At 59.5% G+C, this 17,538-nt stretch carries 16 protein-coding genes; 13 read left to right on the forward strand and 3 right to left on the reverse strand.

Features of this window, described 5'->3' with window-relative positions; genetic code table 11:
- Positions 1-34 precede the first annotated feature (34 nt).
- Complete coding sequence (locus ACR0JB_RS19095; protein WP_170396399.1) at positions 35-529, forward strand: hypothetical protein; 495 nt, start codon at positions 35-37, stop codon at positions 527-529.
- On the opposite strand, the gene ACR0JB_RS19100 is transcribed toward ACR0JB_RS19095, so the two are convergent.
- Positions 526-870 (reverse strand): DUF1636 family protein, encoded by a 345-nt coding sequence (locus tag ACR0JB_RS19100; protein ID WP_170349261.1) that lies wholly within the window; start codon positions 868-870, stop codon positions 526-528. The genes ACR0JB_RS19095 and ACR0JB_RS19100 overlap by 4 nt on opposite strands.
- A 141-nt stretch (positions 871-1,011) precedes the next feature.
- Between ACR0JB_RS19100 and ACR0JB_RS19105 the strand changes: the two genes are divergently transcribed.
- From ACR0JB_RS19105 to mdoH, 7 genes are all read left to right on the forward strand, one after another.
- Entirely contained in the window at positions 1,012-1,470 is a 459-nt protein-coding gene (locus ACR0JB_RS19105) for a DUF302 domain-containing protein (RefSeq protein ID WP_170349262.1), read from the forward strand.
- 79 nt (positions 1,471-1,549) lie between these two features.
- On the forward strand, positions 1,550-3,169 hold the full coding sequence (locus ACR0JB_RS19110; RefSeq protein WP_170410478.1) for a thiamine pyrophosphate-binding protein: 1,620 nt from the start codon (positions 1,550-1,552) through the stop codon (positions 3,167-3,169).
- On the forward strand, positions 3,156-4,340 hold the full coding sequence (locus ACR0JB_RS19115) for a CaiB/BaiF CoA transferase family protein (protein ID WP_170505394.1): 1,185 nt from the start codon (positions 3,156-3,158) through the stop codon (positions 4,338-4,340). The genes ACR0JB_RS19110 and ACR0JB_RS19115 overlap by 14 nt, the downstream gene beginning before the upstream one ends.
- A 181-nt stretch (positions 4,341-4,521) precedes the next feature.
- The gene (locus ACR0JB_RS19120) at positions 4,522-5,892 is read left to right on the forward strand and encodes a tetratricopeptide repeat protein (RefSeq protein WP_480790199.1); all 1,371 of its coding nucleotides are present in this window, start codon (positions 4,522-4,524) and stop codon (positions 5,890-5,892) included.
- 32 nt (positions 5,893-5,924) lie between these two features.
- Positions 5,925-7,142 carry an OpgC family protein gene (locus tag ACR0JB_RS19125; RefSeq protein WP_170376005.1) on the forward strand — a complete coding sequence of 406 codons (1,218 nt, stop codon included), beginning with the start codon at positions 5,925-5,927 and terminating at the stop codon, positions 7,140-7,142.
- A complete protein-coding gene (locus ACR0JB_RS19130) occupies positions 7,139-8,638 on the forward strand; it encodes an OpgD/OpgG family glucan biosynthesis protein (protein WP_170396407.1) in 1,500 nt (499 codons plus the stop codon). The genes ACR0JB_RS19125 and ACR0JB_RS19130 overlap by 4 nt, the downstream gene beginning before the upstream one ends.
- Positions 8,635-10,503, forward strand: a complete 1,869-nt coding sequence (gene mdoH / locus ACR0JB_RS19135) for a glucans biosynthesis glucosyltransferase MdoH (protein ID WP_170396409.1) — start codon at positions 8,635-8,637, stop codon at positions 10,501-10,503. The genes ACR0JB_RS19130 and mdoH overlap by 4 nt, the downstream gene beginning before the upstream one ends.
- Here mdoH and ACR0JB_RS19140 read toward each other — a convergent pair whose 3' ends face one another.
- On the reverse strand, positions 10,504-11,319 hold the full coding sequence (locus ACR0JB_RS19140; protein WP_170396411.1) for a CE1 family esterase: 816 nt from the start codon (positions 11,317-11,319) through the stop codon (positions 10,504-10,506).
- Entirely contained in the window at positions 11,316-11,789 is a 474-nt protein-coding gene (locus ACR0JB_RS19145; RefSeq protein ID WP_170396413.1) for a rhodanese-like domain-containing protein, read from the reverse strand. The genes ACR0JB_RS19140 and ACR0JB_RS19145 overlap by 4 nt, the downstream gene beginning before the upstream one ends.
- Positions 11,790-12,001: 212 nt before the next feature.
- Between ACR0JB_RS19145 and ACR0JB_RS19150 the strand changes: the two genes are divergently transcribed.
- From ACR0JB_RS19150 to ACR0JB_RS19170, 5 genes are read left to right on the forward strand one after another with little or no spacing between them, the layout of a single operon-like run.
- Positions 12,002-14,869 carry a monovalent cation/H+ antiporter subunit A gene (locus ACR0JB_RS19150; protein ID WP_170517314.1) on the forward strand — a complete coding sequence of 956 codons (2,868 nt, stop codon included), beginning with the start codon at positions 12,002-12,004 and terminating at the stop codon, positions 14,867-14,869.
- Positions 14,869-15,228 (forward strand): Na+/H+ antiporter subunit C, encoded by a 360-nt coding sequence (locus ACR0JB_RS19155; protein ID WP_170396417.1) that lies wholly within the window; start codon positions 14,869-14,871, stop codon positions 15,226-15,228. Before ACR0JB_RS19150 ends, ACR0JB_RS19155 begins: the two co-directional genes overlap by 1 nt.
- Complete coding sequence (locus tag ACR0JB_RS19160; RefSeq protein WP_170349273.1) at positions 15,225-16,769, forward strand: monovalent cation/H+ antiporter subunit D; 1,545 nt, start codon at positions 15,225-15,227, stop codon at positions 16,767-16,769. Before ACR0JB_RS19155 ends, ACR0JB_RS19160 begins: the two co-directional genes overlap by 4 nt.
- Positions 16,769-17,266: a Na+/H+ antiporter subunit E gene (locus ACR0JB_RS19165; protein ID WP_170349274.1), complete on the forward strand. Its 498-nt coding sequence runs from the start codon at positions 16,769-16,771 to the stop codon at positions 17,264-17,266. Before ACR0JB_RS19160 ends, ACR0JB_RS19165 begins: the two co-directional genes overlap by 1 nt.
- Positions 17,263-17,532 carry a K+/H+ antiporter subunit F gene (locus ACR0JB_RS19170; RefSeq protein ID WP_058282485.1) on the forward strand — a complete coding sequence of 90 codons (270 nt, stop codon included), beginning with the start codon at positions 17,263-17,265 and terminating at the stop codon, positions 17,530-17,532. The genes ACR0JB_RS19165 and ACR0JB_RS19170 overlap by 4 nt, the downstream gene beginning before the upstream one ends.
- Positions 17,533-17,538 lie beyond the last annotated feature (6 nt).

Raw genomic sequence — 17,538 nt, forward strand, 5'->3', positions numbered from 1 at the left:
GGCGCGTTTCTTTTTGCCCTAAAGGAAAGAAAAAATGGCACGCTCACTTGCCCTTTTTGCAATCGGCCTTGTGTTCGGTGGAGGTACTGGTTTTGTGCTGGCGGCAGCCAATGGCGTCACGTTTGACGGCCACGATCATGGCGATCCGTCCCATCACGGCGGCGCGCATGCCGAAGCGATGGCCCATGACCATTCGACCACGGTAAACCTGCCCGCAGGGGCGGACGCCCCCAGCGTTGCAATCGCGCTGACCCAGGACCCGATGGCCGGGTGGAACCTGCACGTCATGCCGCAGAATTTCCGGTTTGCCCCGGAAAACGCGTCAACAGCCGATGTAGACGGCGAAGGCCACGCGCATGTTTACATCAATGGCGAGAAACTAGCCCGGCTCTACGGCAACTGGATACACATCCCCGATCTTCCGAAGGGAGAGGTCGAGGTTTCGGTTTCGCTGAACGCAAACGGCCACAGCGCACTGACGGTCGACAACGTACCGGTCAGCGCAGCCGTGACCGTTCAGGTCGATTAAAGCGCCGGTATCCGCGCGCGCAAACACATCCGAAGTCGCCCGCAGGGTCGGGCGTCTTCGATCCAACCTGCGGGACTGTCCAAATAGGCTTTGCAGGTCGCGACGATGTCTTCGGCATCGGTAACGATATCGACCCCCGAAAACACGTAAGACGCCCGTCCTGCGGCCTGCAATGCCAATGCGGTCGGCTCAGCGCAGCCACTGAAACAGGCGTGATCCGAGATGACGACCCGACCATTCAGCCCTGCACGCACCAGCGCGTCATCCACGGCCTGCCTCTCGGCCACTCGGTCACGCGTTCCCGCACAACTGCTGCAAATCAATAGGCGTATCGGGTCCACGTGTGGCCTCGTGTTTGATAGTTTGCATGTTTCTGCGGCTTTCTGGACGTCGGCGCAATCCTGAATACGCACGGAAATGTGCGTGCGCGGAACTCGGATTTCTGGCATCACTCAGACAGTCACATTGAACGAGGCACCGTCATGCGCACGCTTTTGGGTTTGCTCTGTCTTCTCGCCCTGCCTGTCCGGGCCGAGGAACCATTGTCGGGTTGGGCAGTGTATCCAACCGTCAAAAGCTATGAGGAACTGGTCGCGGATACGAAGGCTGCGGTGAAGGAAAACGGGTTGATCGTGGTCACGCAGGCTGGTCCGACCAAGGCGGCTGCGGCCCGTGGCATCACTATACCCGGCAATCTGGTGATCGGTGCCTTCAACAACGACTATGCCGTGCGCGTTCTGGAAACCTCTGTCAGTGCAATGATCGAAGCGCCGATTCGTTTTTACGTAACTGAGAACGACGACGGCACCGCCACCCTGTCCTACAAAACGCCCAGCTTTGTCTTTGCCCCCTATGTGTACGAGGGCGGAGAGCCTTTGCGCGATATTGCCCAAGAACTTGACACAAAGTTTCAGTCAGTGGCGGAATCCGCAGCCAAATAGTCACACTGACGTGAACCTGCTTGCGTCTGGCTACGTCCTCCGCAATCTGCTGAGCAACGAAAACTTCGGAGCATAACGAATGCAGGACCTCTCCCCCCGCGCGGCTGACCTTTTGGCCCAAAGACTATACGAGGCCGGATGCCGCCACGCTTTTGGCATGCCCGGCGGCGAGGTTCTGACGCTGGTGGATGCTCTGGAACAGGTTGGGATCACCTTTCACCTGACCAAACACGAAAACGCCGCCGGCTTCATGGCAGAGGCTGTCCACCACCGTGATGGCGCACCTGCCATTCTGGTGGCCACTCTAGGCCCCGGCGCGATGAATGGAATCAACGTTGTTGCCAACGCGCTGCAAGACCGGGTGCCGATGATCGTTCTGACCGGCTGTGTCGATGCGGATGAGGCACTGACCTATACTCATCAGGTGATGGATCACGCGCAGGTTTACCGCTCGATCACCAAGGGCACGTTCACGCTAACGGCCCAAGGCGCAGACGTGGTTGCTGACAGAGCGGTTTCGCTGGCCACACAGCCCCGCCCCGGTCCGGTTCATATTGACGTGCCGATCTCGGTCGCGGATACGCGCGTATCCGGGAGCAAACGCCGCCGTCTGGTCAAACCCGCTGCGGTCGCGCCCGAAGGGAACTGTGTTGAGAAAGCCCGCCGCTGGGTGACCGAGGCCGAACGCCCCATCGCGATCGTGGGTCTGGACGTGCTTTATGACGACTCGCGCAATGTGGTTCAGGCGTTTCTGGAACATTTCAACATCCCCTTCGTGACCACCTACAAAGCTAAGGGCGTCGTGCCCGAGGATCATCCTTTGTGCCTGGGCGGCGCAGGTTTGTCGCCCTTGGCCGACAAGCATCTGGTGCCGTTGGTCGAACAATCCGATCTGGTGTTGTGTCTAGGGTATGACCCGATCGAAATGCGCCCTGGCTGGCGCGAGATCTGGGACCCCGAGGAAAAGCGCGTCATCGATATCTCGGCTGTCGTCAACGATCATTACATGCATCAAGCCGGGTTGAATCTGGTCGCCCACACGGGCGCCACGCTAGAAGCCATCGCCAAGGGGAACCCCGCCCGAGCGACGTGGCCGGGTGGTGAACCCGCGCAGGTTAAGGCCGCGCTGGCGCAGGCCTTCCCCGCGGATGATGACTGGGGCCCGGCGGCCGTGATCGCCGAATCCCGCGCCGCCCTGCCCGCTGATACGCTGGCCACCGCCGACAGCGGCGCGCATCGCATCCTGCTGAGCCAGATGTGGGAGTGCCACGAAGAACGCGGGCTGATCCAATCCTCGGCCCTGTGTACCATGGGCTGCGCCGTACCGATGGCCATTGGTCTGAAACTGGCAGAGCCTGACCGCCCGGTCATCAGTTTCTCGGGCGATGCTGGTTTTCTGATGGTTGCCGGAGAGCTGTCGACCGCAGCCGAGATGGGCTGCAATCCGATTTTTCTGGTCTTTGTCGACGCCAGTCTTGCGCTGATCGAGTTAAAACAGCGCCAGCGTCAGATGGGCAATATGGGCGTGGATTTCGACCGCCACGACTTTGCCGCTATGGGGCAAGCCTTTGGTGGCTATGGACATACCGTCCGCAACCGCGCAGAACTGCGGTCGGCGCTGGAGCAGGCGGTCAAAGCCGACCGCTTTACCGTCATCGCTGCAGAAATCGAGCGTGGAGGATATGATGGCCGGATCTGAGGGACCGCTGAAAGGCGTCAAGGTGCTGGATCTCAGCCGCATTCTGGCTGGGCCAACCTGTACACAGCTGCTGGGCGATTTGGGCGCCAACGTCATCAAGATCGAAAACCCGGCCAGTGGCGGCGATGATACCCGGCAATGGGGCCCTCCTTACGTTGAAGACGCTCAGGGCAACCGCTCGGACCTGAGTGCGTATTTCATGTCGGCCAACCGCAACAAGAAATCCGTCGCCATCGACATCACTACGCCCGAAGGCCAGGCTGAAATCAAACGGCTGGCATCGCATGCCGATATCCTGATCGAGAATTTCAAACCCGGCGGGCTGGCGAAATACGGGCTGGATTACGCCACGCTATCGCCGGAGTTCCCGAGCCTCGTCTATTGCTCGATCTCGGGCTATGGCCAGACCGGGCCGAATGCGTCCAAGCCCGGCTATGACCTGATGGCGCAAGGTTATGGCGGGATCATGTCGCTGACCGGCGACCCCGAAGGCGCACCGATGAAGGTGGGTGTTGGCATCGCTGATGTGATGTGCGGAATGTATGCCTGCGTTGGCATTCTAGCCGCTCTGCGCCACCGGGATCAAACCGGCGAAGGCCAGCAGATCGACCTGGCATTGGTCGACTCACAAGTTGCCTGGTTGATCAACGAGGGCGTCAATTACCTGACCTCGGGCAATGTTCCGCAACGGCGGGGCAACGGGCATCCCAACATTGTGCCTTATGACGTTTACGAAACTTCGGATGGCCATGTGATTCTGGCCGTGGGCAATGACGGACAGTTCCGCCGTTTCTGCGACTTTATCGGGCGGCCCGAGCTGGCCGATGATCCGCGCTTTGCCACCAACCCGACGCGCCTGGAAAGCCGCGACGCTTTGAACGCAGTTCTGCGCCCGGCGGTTCAAGCCTATGACACTGCCACCGTCATCGCCGAGCTGGAAGACCGCAAAGTACCCGTCGGCCCGGTGCGGACTTTGGATCAGGTTTTTGCCTCGGATCAGGTCGCGGCTCGGCAAATGCAGATCGCCATGCAGGCGGCACCGGGGTCGGTGCAGCTGATCGGGAATCCGCTGAAATTGTCACGCACTCCGGTCACCTATCGAGCTGCCCCGCCCGAATTCGGGGCGGACACCCAGGCCGTTTTGAACGCCAAAAATCCATTCGAAGATTGAAACACTGTGCCCATTTAGGCGGCATGTTGCTGAAACATGCCGTTGAATCGGCGGTTTTTTTCACGTTTTACACACACGGCTTTTCACCAATTCGAGAGCAGAAGCGATACTGATACGACGCCGTCAGAGTCTCTGCTACATCGAATAGTGTAGAAAATTAAAATTGGATCGGACCAATCGCATGAAACAGGATGTTTTCGGACAGATGAACACCCTCAGCCATTCGGCAAGCGTCGAGGCGTGGAACGGTGTTCTGCTTGGGTTCATGGCGCATGCGGCCATTACTCCGCAACATCTGGGCAAGGTGCTGGAGCTTGAGCCCGACTTTGCCCTGGGTCACGCCATCAAAGGGCTGTTCATGGTTCTGCTGGGCCGGCGTGAGATGACGGCGGTCGCGGTCGAGGCCCTGTCAGAGGCCAAAGCCGCGATGGAACGGCAACCGATCTCTGAACGTGAGCGCATGTATGTCGAGGCGCTTGGCCTGTATCTGGAAGATCTGCCCTCGCAGGCGATTCAAAAATTTGAGCAGATTCTGCGCTCCCATCCGCAGGATACTCTGGCGATGAAACTCAGCCACGCAACCCGGTTCGTTCTGGGTGACCCGACCGGTATGCGCCGGTCAATCGAGCGGGTCTTGGCCGCTTATGAACCGGATCACCCAGGGCGTGGCTATCTTCTGGGCTGTCACGCTTTCGCGTTGGAGGAAACGGGCGAATACCAAAAGGCCGAGATTGCCGGACGCCAAGCCCTTTGGATGGTTTCGGATGATGCCTGGGGTCTGCATGCGGTGGCCCACGTGCACGAGATGCAGGGCAATGCGCAATTGGGGCTGGACTGGTTGGCCGGACGCGAGGACGCTTGGACCCATTGCAACAACTTCCGCTATCACGTCTGGTGGCACAAGGCACTGATGCATCTGGACCTGGGTCAGGTCGACCAGGTGATGGAGCTGTACGATACCCACGTTCGCCAGGACAAAACGGACGATTACCGCGATATCTCGAACGCGACCTCACTGCTGTCGCGCCTAGAGCTGGAAGGCGTCGACGTAGGCAATCGCTGGGAAGAGCTGGCCGATCTCAGCGCGGCCCGGACCGAGGATGGCTGCGTGGTCTTCGCCGACCTTCACTATCTGCTGGCATTGACTGGTGATAACCGCAACGAAGCGACCAGCAAAATGTTGCAGCGCATCCAAAATGACGCGCAACGTAATCAAGGCGATACTCCGGTCCGCATGTCCGACCCGGGTATTGCAGCCTCCAAAGGGCTTGAGGCTTTTGGTGAGGGGCAGTACGCCGCCGCATTCGACTTTTTGTCGAGCGCGCGCAATGGCATGCAACTGGTAGGTGGCAGCCACGCCCAACGTGATGTATTCGAGCGCATCACCATTGATTCGGGCCTGCGCGCGGGCCGTCTGGATGCTGTCGAGCGCATCTTGGACGATCGCCGCGCCAAACGGGCCGGAGGCGAGGACAATTACGCACTTGCGCGCCGCGCATTGATCGACGCGGCCCGCGACAACGGAGACGCACAAAGCGTCCCGGCTGAATAACAAAAACAAAGACCAAGAAGGACAGAACACGTATGGCGACTGCATCGCCCGCTTCTGATTTTGCGCCTGTGGCCGCCTCGGCGGCCGCCCCTGCCCGTGTGCGTGATCCGCGCCTTGATTTTTACCGCGGCATCGCGATGTTCATCATCCTGATCGCACATATCCCCAATGACCCCTGGGCCAAATGGATCCCCGCGCGGTTCGGCTTTTCCGATGCGACCGAAATTTTCGTGTTCTGTTCCGGCATGGCCTCGGCCATCGCCTTCGGCGGGGCGTTCCTGCGCAAGGGCTGGTGGTTGGGCACCGCCCGCGTGGCGTTCCGCATCTGGCAGGTCTACTGGGCACATATCGCATTGTTCTTCTTTGTCGCCATGTCCATGGCCGCGCTGAATGAAAGCGGATTGTTCGAGAAAAACTATATCTCTTCGCTGAATCTGCAGCATTTCTTTAACGATCCTGCACCGCAGATCGTCGGGCTGTTCACCCTGACCTACGTGCCCAATTACTTCGACATCCTCCCGATGTATCTGGTAGTTCTGGCGATGATGCCGCTGGTCATGGGCCTGTCACGGATTGGGTTCTGGGCGGTTGCCTTGGCCTCAGTCACGCTGTGGCTCGTGGCGCAGACCGACGTTCTGGACTTGCCGGCCGAGCCGTGGTCGGATCGACAGTGGTTCTTCAACCCCTTTGGTTGGCAATTGCTGTTCTTCACCGGCTTTGCATTCATGCGCGGCTGGATTCCCGCCCCCCCGGTCTCGAAAACGCTGATCTGGGCAGCGGCGCTGTTCCTGATCTTCTCGATGCCGTTTGGCTCATGGAAAGTGTTCACCTGGATCAACGCAGCAGCCCCCGATCTGGCCGACGAAATCCGAAAAGTTTGGCCCGTTACTAAAGAGTTCCGCGACAAGACCGATTTTGGCCTGTTCCGGTATCTGCACTTCCTGTCGCTGGCCTATCTGGGCTGGGTCGTTGCGGGAGAACACGGCCATCGCCTGATCGCCACCGGTCACGGCGCGGCGGCCAAAATTTGGCAATTCCTGCTGACCGTGATCACCAAAGTCGGGCAGCAATCGCTGGCAGTATTCGTTTTTTCCATGGCAGCAGCACGGCTTATCGGCGTCGGACTGGACCTGAGTGGGCGGGATGTTGCCAGTGTGTTCATCGCTAACATGATTGGCTTTGCGATGATCATCGGGGTGGCATACATGGCCGCTTGGTTCAAATCACAACCTTGGAAGTCAAAGAAATGAATTTTACACGTCGTGCATTTCTGGCCTCGACTTCGGCGCTTGCCTTTGCGCCTGCCACATTTGCCACCGGCGGGGAAACCCCCTTTGACCGCAATGACGTCATCGCGATGGCCCGGGATCTTGCCAGCCGCCCCTATGCGGAACGCGAAATGGTGCCCCAGGAATGGCAGGACCTGACCTATCAGCAATACCGCTCGATCCGGTTCCGCCTGGACCGGGCGCTATGGTTTGAAACCGAGACGCCCTTTAACGTCGATTTCTTCACACCTGGCTTATACTTCCCGCGCACCGTCAAGGTGTCGACGGTCGAGGATGGTTTCGCAACGCCGGTCGCGTTTGATCTGAGCATGTTCGACAAATCCGAGGATGTGCCTGAACTTCCGATCGACGACACGCTGGGCTTTTCCGGTTTGCGCCTACGCACCGAGATGCACCGCCCCGGCAAAACCGACGAGTTCTGCGTCTGGCAGGGTGCCAGCTATTTCCGCGCCATCGGCCTGCACGAGGTTTACGGCCTCTCCGCCCGTGGTCTGGCGCTGAAAACCGGCGATCCGGATGGTGAGGAATTCCCCGAATTCATCCGGTTCTGGCTGGAGCGCCCAAAACCCGGCCAGCGTGACATGGTGGTTCACGCGCTGATGGACAGCCCCAGCGTGACCGGTGCTTACAGATTCAATGTCACCGCAGGCGCGGATTGCGTCATGGATATCGAGGCCACCCTGTTCCCGCGCGAAGAGCTAACACATGTCGGAATCGCGCCGGGCACTTCGATGTTCTTGTTCGACCAGACCAATCACAGCCGGTTCGACGATTTCCGCCCCGCCGTCCACGACAGCGACGGTCTGCTGATCCGCAACGGTGCCGGAGAAGTTTTGTGGCGACCGTTGGCGAACCCGACGCGTCTGCAGATTTCGTCCTTCGTTGACATGAACCCACGCGGGTTCGGCCTGATGCAGCGGAAACGCGAGTTCTCGGACTACGCGGATCTTGAGGCGAATTACCACAAACGCCCCGGTCTTTGGGTCGAACCGAAGGGCGACTGGGGCAAAGGTACTGTAACGCTGGTTGAGATTCCGGCAGATCAGGAAATCTATGACAACATCGTCGCCTATTGGCGCCCGATGGAGCCTTATGCAGCGGGCAGCCAGGTCGACCTGTCCTACCGTCTGATCTGGGGGGACGAGCCGCAGCGCACGCCGATGCCGCGCGTGATCAACACCGCCATGGGTGAAAACACCTTTGGAGAAGGGCGCCTGGCCGTCATCGACTTTGAACCGTCTGAGTTGTTCGAAGACCCCGAGGCGATGACGATCTTCGTCAACTCACCCCACGCCGAAACGTCCGAGGGTGTGCTGCAACGCAACCCCGATACCGGCGGGCTGCGTCTGGCCTTTTCCTTCCAGCCGGGCGACCGGAACCACGTGGAACTGCGCGCGCAGTTGCTGAAAGACAAACAGCCTGCCTCTGAGGTCTGGCTCTACCGTTGGACCGTATGACCGAAGACTTGCATATCATGCCGCCCGAGGCACCGCTGGCCATGCCCGCGCAAGATTTCAGCGCGGGCTTCCGTGACGCGCAAGTGCCCGAGGGTCAGCGCCCCTCGGCCGGGTTTTGGCGCGCCTTGGCGTTTTCGCCTGCGATGGCCGCGACTTTAGGCCTGCTGTGGGTAATGAGCGACTGGTTTGGGGCCGAAGGGATCAACCTGATCGAAGCCATCCTGCTGGCGCTGATCTCGTTCAACTTCTTCTGGATTTCCTTCACGGTCTGCACCGTGCTGCTAGGCATGGTTTCCCTGTCGCGGCAGGAACAGCCCAAACGCGAGGGCCGTCCACAGCCCTTGCGCGTGGCGCTGTTGATGCCGGTCTATAACGAGGTGCCGTGGAACGTGCTGGGCAATGCCCGCACGATGCTCGAGGATTTGCAGGCGCGGGGTGGTCAACACCACTATGCCATGTTTATCCTGTCCGACACCCGCGACCCCGAGATCGCAGCACAGGAACAGGCCAGTATCGAGGCACTGCGAACGACGCTGGCCCCGGGTCTGGAACTGTATTACCGCCGTCGCGAAGAAAACACGGACCGCAAGGTCGGTAACATCGCCGACTGGGTCAGCCGTTGGGGCGCGGATTGGGATGCGATGTTGGTGCTGGATGCCGACAGTCTGATGACGGGCCGTGCCATCCTACGCCTGACGGATTCACTGGCGCGCGATTCTGGCGCGGGCCTGATCCAAAGTTATCCGCAACTGATCGGCGCGCAATCGGTCTTTGCCCGGATGCAGCAGTTTGCCAACGGCGTGTATGGCATTGCATTCGCCGAAGGTCTGGCGCGCTGGTGTGGGCAAGAGGGCAACTATTGGGGTCACAACGCGATTATCCGCACCAATGCCTTCGCCAATTGCGCTGGTCTACCAAAACTGCTCAGCCTGAATGGTCAGGAAAAGCTGATCATGAGCCACGATTTCGTCGAGGCCGGTCTGATGCGTCGCGCCGGTTGGGGCGTGCGGTTCCTGCCGCGCATCCGCGGCTCGTACGAGGAAACACCGCCCACACTGATCGACCATGCGCTACGCGACCGTCGCTGGTGCCAGGGCAACCTGCAGCACCTGAAGCTGCTGGGGTCTGCCGGGTTCCGGGCAGTGTCGCGGTTCCACATGTTCCACGGGGCGGTGGGCTATCTAATGTCGCCGCTGTGGTTCGCCTTGCTGGTGATGTGGGCGCTGATCGGTCAGGGCGAGGATGCCTCGGTCCTGCATTATTTCAGCCCCGACAACCCGCTGTTCCCGCAATGGCCCGAGATGTCGGAAACCCGCCATGTGCTGATCATTCTGGTGATGTATGCGATGTTGCTGGCCCCCAAGGTGCTGGGCGTACTGGCGCTGCCGCTCAGCGGAGTGCGCTATGCGGATTTCGGCGGCGGTTCCAAATTCCTGACGTCGTTTCTGGCCGAGGTCATCCTGTCGATCCTTTACGCTCCGATCCTGATGGTGCAACAGATGATCGCAGTATTCCGCACGGCGCTTGGTCTGCAAAAAGGTTGGTCCCCGCAGGCGCGGGATGGTGGCAGCTATAGCCTGCAAACGCTGGTCCTGTGCCACATGCTGGAAACCATCAGCGGCATCGCATTGAGTGTGGGTATCCTGTCCGGTCTGGTGTCGATCTGGCTAGCCCCGATTGCCGTCAGCCTTGCGCTGGCGATCCCCCTGTCCGCACTCAGCGGTGTGTCGGCTGGTACTGCGCGGCGCATGGTCGGGATGAAAGAGGATTTTCACGAGCCCGCCATCACGCGATCCGCCCGGCGTCATCGGAACGAACTGAAGCGCTTGATTGAGGGTAAATCGGTCATGACCCCTGCCGAGTGATTAGCCGCCCGGCAGGCCTTCGTACCAGTCCACCATTATGTCCGCCCAACCCTTGGGCACTGAGTGGCCACCGGGAAACAGCGCGAATTCCAGCATGCCGCCTTCGGCACACCCGCTCCATCTGCGTCGCATGAACTGACCGGTGGTTGAAAAACCGCTGGGCTTGGTATCGACGCATTCATTGGCAACCCGCCAGATTTCCAGCCCGGCAAAGATATCGCCTTGATGGAACCGGCCACCGCCCAGAATGCGTCCTTCTAACGGCACCACATTGTCGGTCCAGCCGTGGGTGTGGAACATCCGTACCGGGCCTTCGCAGCTTTCGGGATGCGGTCGCCAGAAACCGCCAGACACCGGTACATAGGCCGAAAACGTATCGGGTGCCGCGCAGGCGAGGTAATAAACCATGAACGCCCCGGCCGAGAAACCGCCGAGAACCACCCGATCCGCATCCACACCGAAACGGTCCGAGGCATCTTGCACGGCCTCGGTCAGAAAGGCGGTTTCATCCCGCCCTTCCCAACCGGGAAAGAAGTTCCAGCTTTGGCGGCCATTTCGTTCTGACCCCTCGGGCGCCATGACTGCATAACCGCGCGCCAGCAAAGGCTCGACCATGCTGCGGTTTTTCAAAGTACCGGTAGCCGAACCCCCATAGCCATGCAGAAAGACAACCAACGGTGGGTTATCCGCCTCGGGCAATTCGATGTGGTACCCACCCGAGGCCGTCTCACACACGCCTTCCTGATCGGCACAGGCCGCCAACCCCGCCTGCCCGGCGAATGTCAAACCCGCTGCCAAGGTGAATGCCCGGATCATCCTGTCTCTCCTGTATTGTGTTCAACCGGCAAACCAGCCCGTACCCATCCCGGCCCTGCGGCGGACCCCAGCATACCCTCTGGTACGTCAATGATGTTTGTGAACCCTGCCTCGGTCAATCTGTTGCTCAGCCGAGCCGACCTGACCCCACGCGCGCAAATCAATGCAACAGGCGCGTTCCGATCACCGCCGGTCAGCTGTGCCAGCGCCTGTTCGAAATCATCGCGGCGCATATCCAACGGATGCGCTCCCTGGCCAACGCCCGTGGTCTGCCATTCCCGCGGCGTGCGAATGTCGACCAACAACACATCCCCAGACACCGCTTGCTGATGCGCGTCCTGAACACTCAGCCTGTCACCCGCGTAATCTTGCGGGATCAAGCGATATTCCCGAACAGCAAAGCCAGCAACGATGGCGGCGCCACCGCCCAACAGAACCCATCGGCGTGTTCGGTTTGCTTTGTCTGCCACGCAGCTCCCTCCTGATCCGATGGGATGTGCTTATCACAGCCCGAATTTCGAATCCGCGTTGAATTTCAACCGGCAGATCAAGATCGCGTCATTGTTTCGCACCCCAATCGATGGCGCTAGGACTGCGGGTAAAACTTGCAATAGCTGGACAGTTAGAAAATTATCCTTAAAAACCAGTACTACATTTGACCGCCCAGATCGGAGTATCGCACTTGTCCCTATTCCTCATCGCGGCCCTTCCCTTCCTCGGAGCTGTTTTCCCAGCCCTTCTGATCCGGGCAGGACGAAACGCAGCAGCATCAGCCGCCGGGCTGACCACCTTTCTGGCGCTTATGGGGCTGTTGATTCACATCCCGTCGGTCATGCGCGGAGATGTCGTTACGGCGCGGTTCGACTGGATACCGGCACTGGGACTGAACGCGAATTTCATGCTGGACGGTCTTGGGTTTCTGTTTGCCCTGCTGATCCTGGGGATCGGATTGCTGATCATCCTCTATGCGCGGTTTTACCTATCACGCGAAGATCCAATGGGGCAGTTCTATACCTACCTTTTGTTGTTTCAGGGCGCGATGGTTGGGATCGTCCTGTCCGACAATATCCTTCTTTTGCTTATTTTCTGGGAACTTACATCACTAAGTTCATTCCTACTGATCGGCTATTGGAAACACCTGCCCGAGGGCCGACAGGGCGCACGGATGGCGCTTGCCGTCACCGGTGGCGGCGGACTGGCGATGATCGCGGGGATGCTGATTCTGGGCAATATCGTGGGCTCATATGACCTAAGCGTCATCCTGCAAAACAAAGAGCTGATCCAAGCCTCACCGTATTACATGCCCGCGCTGGTCCTGATCCTGTTGGGCTGTTTTACCAAGTCGGCGCAGTTTCCGTTCCATTTCTGGCTGCCACATGCGATGGCCGCACCGACCCCGGTTTCGGCCTATCTGCACTCGGCCACGATGGTGAAGGCCGGGTTGTTCCTTATGGCCCGGATGTGGCCGGTTCTGGCGGGGACGGATGCGTGGTTCTACATCGTAGCAACCACAGGTCTGGTGACCATGCTGATCGGGGCCTGTATTGCCTTGTTCAAAGACGATCTTAAGGCACTGCTGGCGTTTTCAACCGTGTCGCATCTGGGTTTGGTGACGATGCTGCTGGGCTTTGGCACCAAGATTGCAGCTGTGGCGGCGATATTCCACATTATCAATCACGCCACCTTCAAATGTGCTCTGTTCATGACCGCCGGGATCGTGGACCACGAAACCGGAACCCGAGACATCAAACGTCTGGGCGGGTTGCGTCAGTTGATGCCGATTACATTTACCATCGGAACGATTGCCGCGCTATCCATGGCCGGTCTGCCTCCGCTGAATGGCTTCCTGTCCAAAGAAATGATGCTTGAGGAGACAGTCCACACCACCTGGCTGCACTCGCACTATCTGGTACCGGGTCTGGCGCTGCTGGCGGCACTGTTCTCGGCTGCCTATTCCTTCCGCTTTGTCGGGCATGTCTTCCTTGGCCCGCAGCGCAACGATTATCCGCACCACCCGCATGATCCGCCTGTCGGTATGTGGCTGGCTCCAGCCTTCCTGGTGGTGCTGGTTGTGCTGATCGGGCTGTATTCGGCCGCGCTCGTTGGGCCTCTGGTCGCGGTAGTATCCAGCGCCGTAATCGGTGGAGAGAAGCTGCCCTACTACTCACTGAAGCTCTGGCATGGCTTTACGCCCGCGCTTTACATGTCGGCCGTAGCCACACTAGGCGGTCTGTTCCTGCTGGCGCTACACCGTCGTGGCGAACAGCTGTGGAACGCCCTGCCCCGCCCCGAAGCGAAAGTCATCTTCGAGGCTGTCATCGGCGCGTTTACTGCCCTCAGCCGCTGGATCACCGACACATTACATAATGGTGTGATCAGCCGGTACGCCATCATCCTTGTCGCGTTCACCGTCGGGCTTGGCTACTACGCCTATTCAACCGGCACGATAGGCCCCGAAACGCGCGAGCCCCTGCCCATTCAGATCATTCCATTCATCGGCTGGACTTGCCTAGTGGGCGCGACGCTGGCGATCATGTGGTTCCACCGCAATCGTCTGCTGTCGCTGGTGCTGATCGGCGTCGTAGGCCTGATCGTTTCGATGGCGTTCAACTACCTCTCGGCCCCGGATCTGGCGCTGACGCAGATCTCGGTCGAGGTGGTGACGATGATCCTGTTGCTCCTGTCGCTGAACTTCCTGCCCACGGATACACCGTGGGACAGCAGCGCGGCGCGACGCTGGCGGGATGCGGCGATCTCAGTGGTGGCCGGCCTTGGCACCGGTGCACTGATCTATGCGCTGATGCTGCGGGATTTTGCCTTTCCCACGATTTCCGAGTTCCACTTGGCCAACTCGTACAAAGGCGGTGGCGGTACCAACGTGGTCAACGTGATCCTGGTGGACTTCCGGGGCTTTGATACCTTTGGCGAGATCATCGTTCTGGGCATCGCCGCCCTGATCATCTTTGCCCTGACCGAGGCCGTTCTGGGCACCAACGTCCGCAGCTATCTGTTGAACCGCAAGCCGCACTGGCCGCAATCAGGGGATTCACATCCGCTGATGATGGTTGTGGCAACCCGCGTGATGATGCCGATTGCCCTGATGGTTGGGGCCTACATCTTTTTCCGCGGTCACAACCAGCCTGGGGGCGGGTTCATTGCCGGTCTGATCGTCGCGATTGCCTTCCTGATGCAATACATGGCCAGTGGCTACACATGGGCCATCGAACGACAGCGGTTCTACTATCACGGCACCATCGGCTGGGGTGTTCTGATCGCTGCCGCCACCGGGATCGGAGCATGGTTCAACGAACGCCCGTTCCTGACCAGCGACTTCGGCTATCTCCATTGGCCACCCCTGGAAGAGTTCGAATGGGCCACCGCCATCCTGTTTGACACCGGCGTGTTCCTGGCCGTGCTGGGTGCGGTGATGCTGGCGCTGGACAGCCTGTCGCGGTTCGCGTGGCAGCCGGGCATGGCGCAAGAGTTCCCGATGGATATCAACCCGCTACGGGACGACTCGAAAGACGAAGATAAGAAGGAGCAGGCCTGATGGAAGCGCTCGTAGCCTCAGCCGTAGGCATCATGACCGCCGCCGGGATTTTCCTGATCCTGCGCCGCCGCACATTCCCTGTCATTCTGGGGCTGTCGCTGATCACCTACGCGGTGAACGTGTTCCTGTTCGCCACCGGGCGGCTGGCGCTGGATGCGCCTGCGGTTCTGAACAAATACGAAGAGGTTCCTTATACCGACCCGTTGCCACAAGCGCTGGTGCTGACGGCCATCGTGATTTCCTTTGGTATGACGGCGGTGATCGTGATGATCGCGCTGTCCGCTTATCTGTCGTCGAAGGATGACCATATCGACATGACCGCAAAAGACAGCGTCGACGGCGCGGGAGAAGACGCATGAACCACTGGATCGTAGCGCCGATCGTCCTGCCCGCGATCCTGGCCCCGTTCATCATCATGGTCCTGCGATATCACCTGGACCTGCAGCGCATCTTCTCGGTCGCCGGTGTAGTGGCGTTGCTGGGGATTGCCCTGACCATCACCGCGCAGGCCGCAGGTGGCGATATTCTGGTCTATGAGCTGGGCGATTGGCCTGCGCCCTTCGGCATCGTGCTGGTGCTAGACCGCCTGTCTGCGATGATGGTCTTGCTGACCGCCCTGCTCGCCTTGCCCATTGTGCTATACGCTATTGCGTCCGGGTGGGACGACAGGGGCAAACACTTTCACGCGCTGTTTCACTTTCAGCTCATGGGCGTCTGCGGTGCCTTCCTGACGGGCGATGCCTTCAACCTATTCGTTTTCTTCGAGGTGCTGCTGATCGCTTCCTACGGCTTGATGACGCATGGGGGCGGGTCGGTCCGGCTGAAGGCCGGGGTGCAATATGTGGCCTATAACCTGTTGGGCTCGACCTTGTTCCTGTTTGCGCTCGGCACGCTTTATGCCGTGACCGGAACGCTTAACATGGCCGATCTGGCTGTTCGAGTCGCCGAAATTCCGCCCGAGGATACCGCCCTATTGCGGGTTGGAGCGGTGTTGTTGCTGTTGGTCTTTTGTATCAAGGCGGCCGTCTTGCCACTGCATTTCTGGTTGCCTGCCAGTTACGCCAATGCACCTTTGCCCGTCGCCGCACTGTTTGCGATCATGACCAAGGTGGGTGCCTACTCAATCCTGCGCGTAGATACGCTGGTCTTTGGGCCCGATGTGGCTGTAACGCAAGGATTGCTGGGCGACTGGCTGCAACCCGCCGCGCTTCTGACGCTGGCCGTGGGTGCCATTGGTATTCTGGGCTCGCAGCACATCGCACGGATGACGGCCTTTTGTGCCATCGCATCAATGGGCACATTGTTGATCGCAATTTCACTGTTTACCGAAACGGCCACAACTGCCGCGCTGTACTACATCTTTCATTCGACCCTTGCGACGGCGCTGATGTTCCTGGTGGCTGACCTAGTGATGGAACGCCGGGGCGGGGCCATCGCGCCAACGGCCCCGATGGCGCAAAGCGGGCTGGTCTCGGCCCTGTTCTTTGTTGGGGCAATCGCTATGGCGGGGATGCCCCCGCTGTCGGGTTTCATCGGCAAGCTCCTAGTGCTGGATGCGGCGCGCGACGCACCGGATGCAAACGCAATCTGGGCAGTGATCCTGATCGGGTCGTTCGTCACGATCGTCGGGTTGGCGCGCGCAGGCACGCTGATCTTCTGGAAAAGCCATGACGCACAACACAACCCGGCGCCCGAGGTGGAAGATGACGAGGAAGCACCAGCCCTGCCCGCACCCGAACCAAACCCCGGACTGGCCTTCACCGCCATTTTTGGCATGGTCATGGGGCTTGTGATGCTGACCTTGTTCGCGGGCCCTGCCCTGACTTACGCTGGCAAAACAGCTGAACAGTTGTTCACACCCGAAAACTACATCTCAGCCGTTCTGGGGGGAGAGGAATAATGAGACTTCTGCATCGAATATTCCCCCACCCGCATCTGACGATCCTGCTGACGCTGGTGTGGATGCTTCTGGCGAATTCGCCTTCGCTGAACTCTCTGGTGTTCGGGTTGCTGCTTGGGATTATCATTCCCTTCATTACTCAGCCCTACTGGCCCGACAGACCCAAACTGCGAAACTGGCCGATGATCATCGAGTATATGCTGGTGGTGCTGTGGGATATCGTAATGGCCAATATCACCGTGGCCCGTATCATCCTGTTCAAACGCGATGCCGACCGACAGCCCAACTGGGTCTGTATCCCACTTGAACTGCGCACCCCCGAAGCGATCACTGTATTGGCCGGAACCATCACCATGACCCCCGGAACGGTCAGTTGCGATCTGTCGGCGCAAGGCCACAACCTGCTGGTTCACTGCCTGGATGCGCCCAACGTGGATGAGGTGCGCGACCAGATCAAACAACGCTATGAGCGCCGTCTGAAGGAGATTTTCGAATGATCGAGATTGCGATCTGGTTTGCCTTCGCCTGTTTCGGGGCGGCCATCATGCTGTGCCTATATCGGATCATCTCGGCCGAGGGTGTGGGCACACGTGTTCTGGCGCTGGACACGATGGTCATCAACACAATTGCGCTGATGATCCTGTACGGGCTGGCTCTGGGGACCGAGATCTTTTTCGAGGCCGCCATGATCATCGCCATGCTGGGTTTTGTCTCAACCGTAGCCTATGCGCGCTTTATGCTGCGCGGCAATATCATCGAGTGAGGGCGC

This window comes from Ruegeria sp. BI7, from assembly GCF_056537925.1.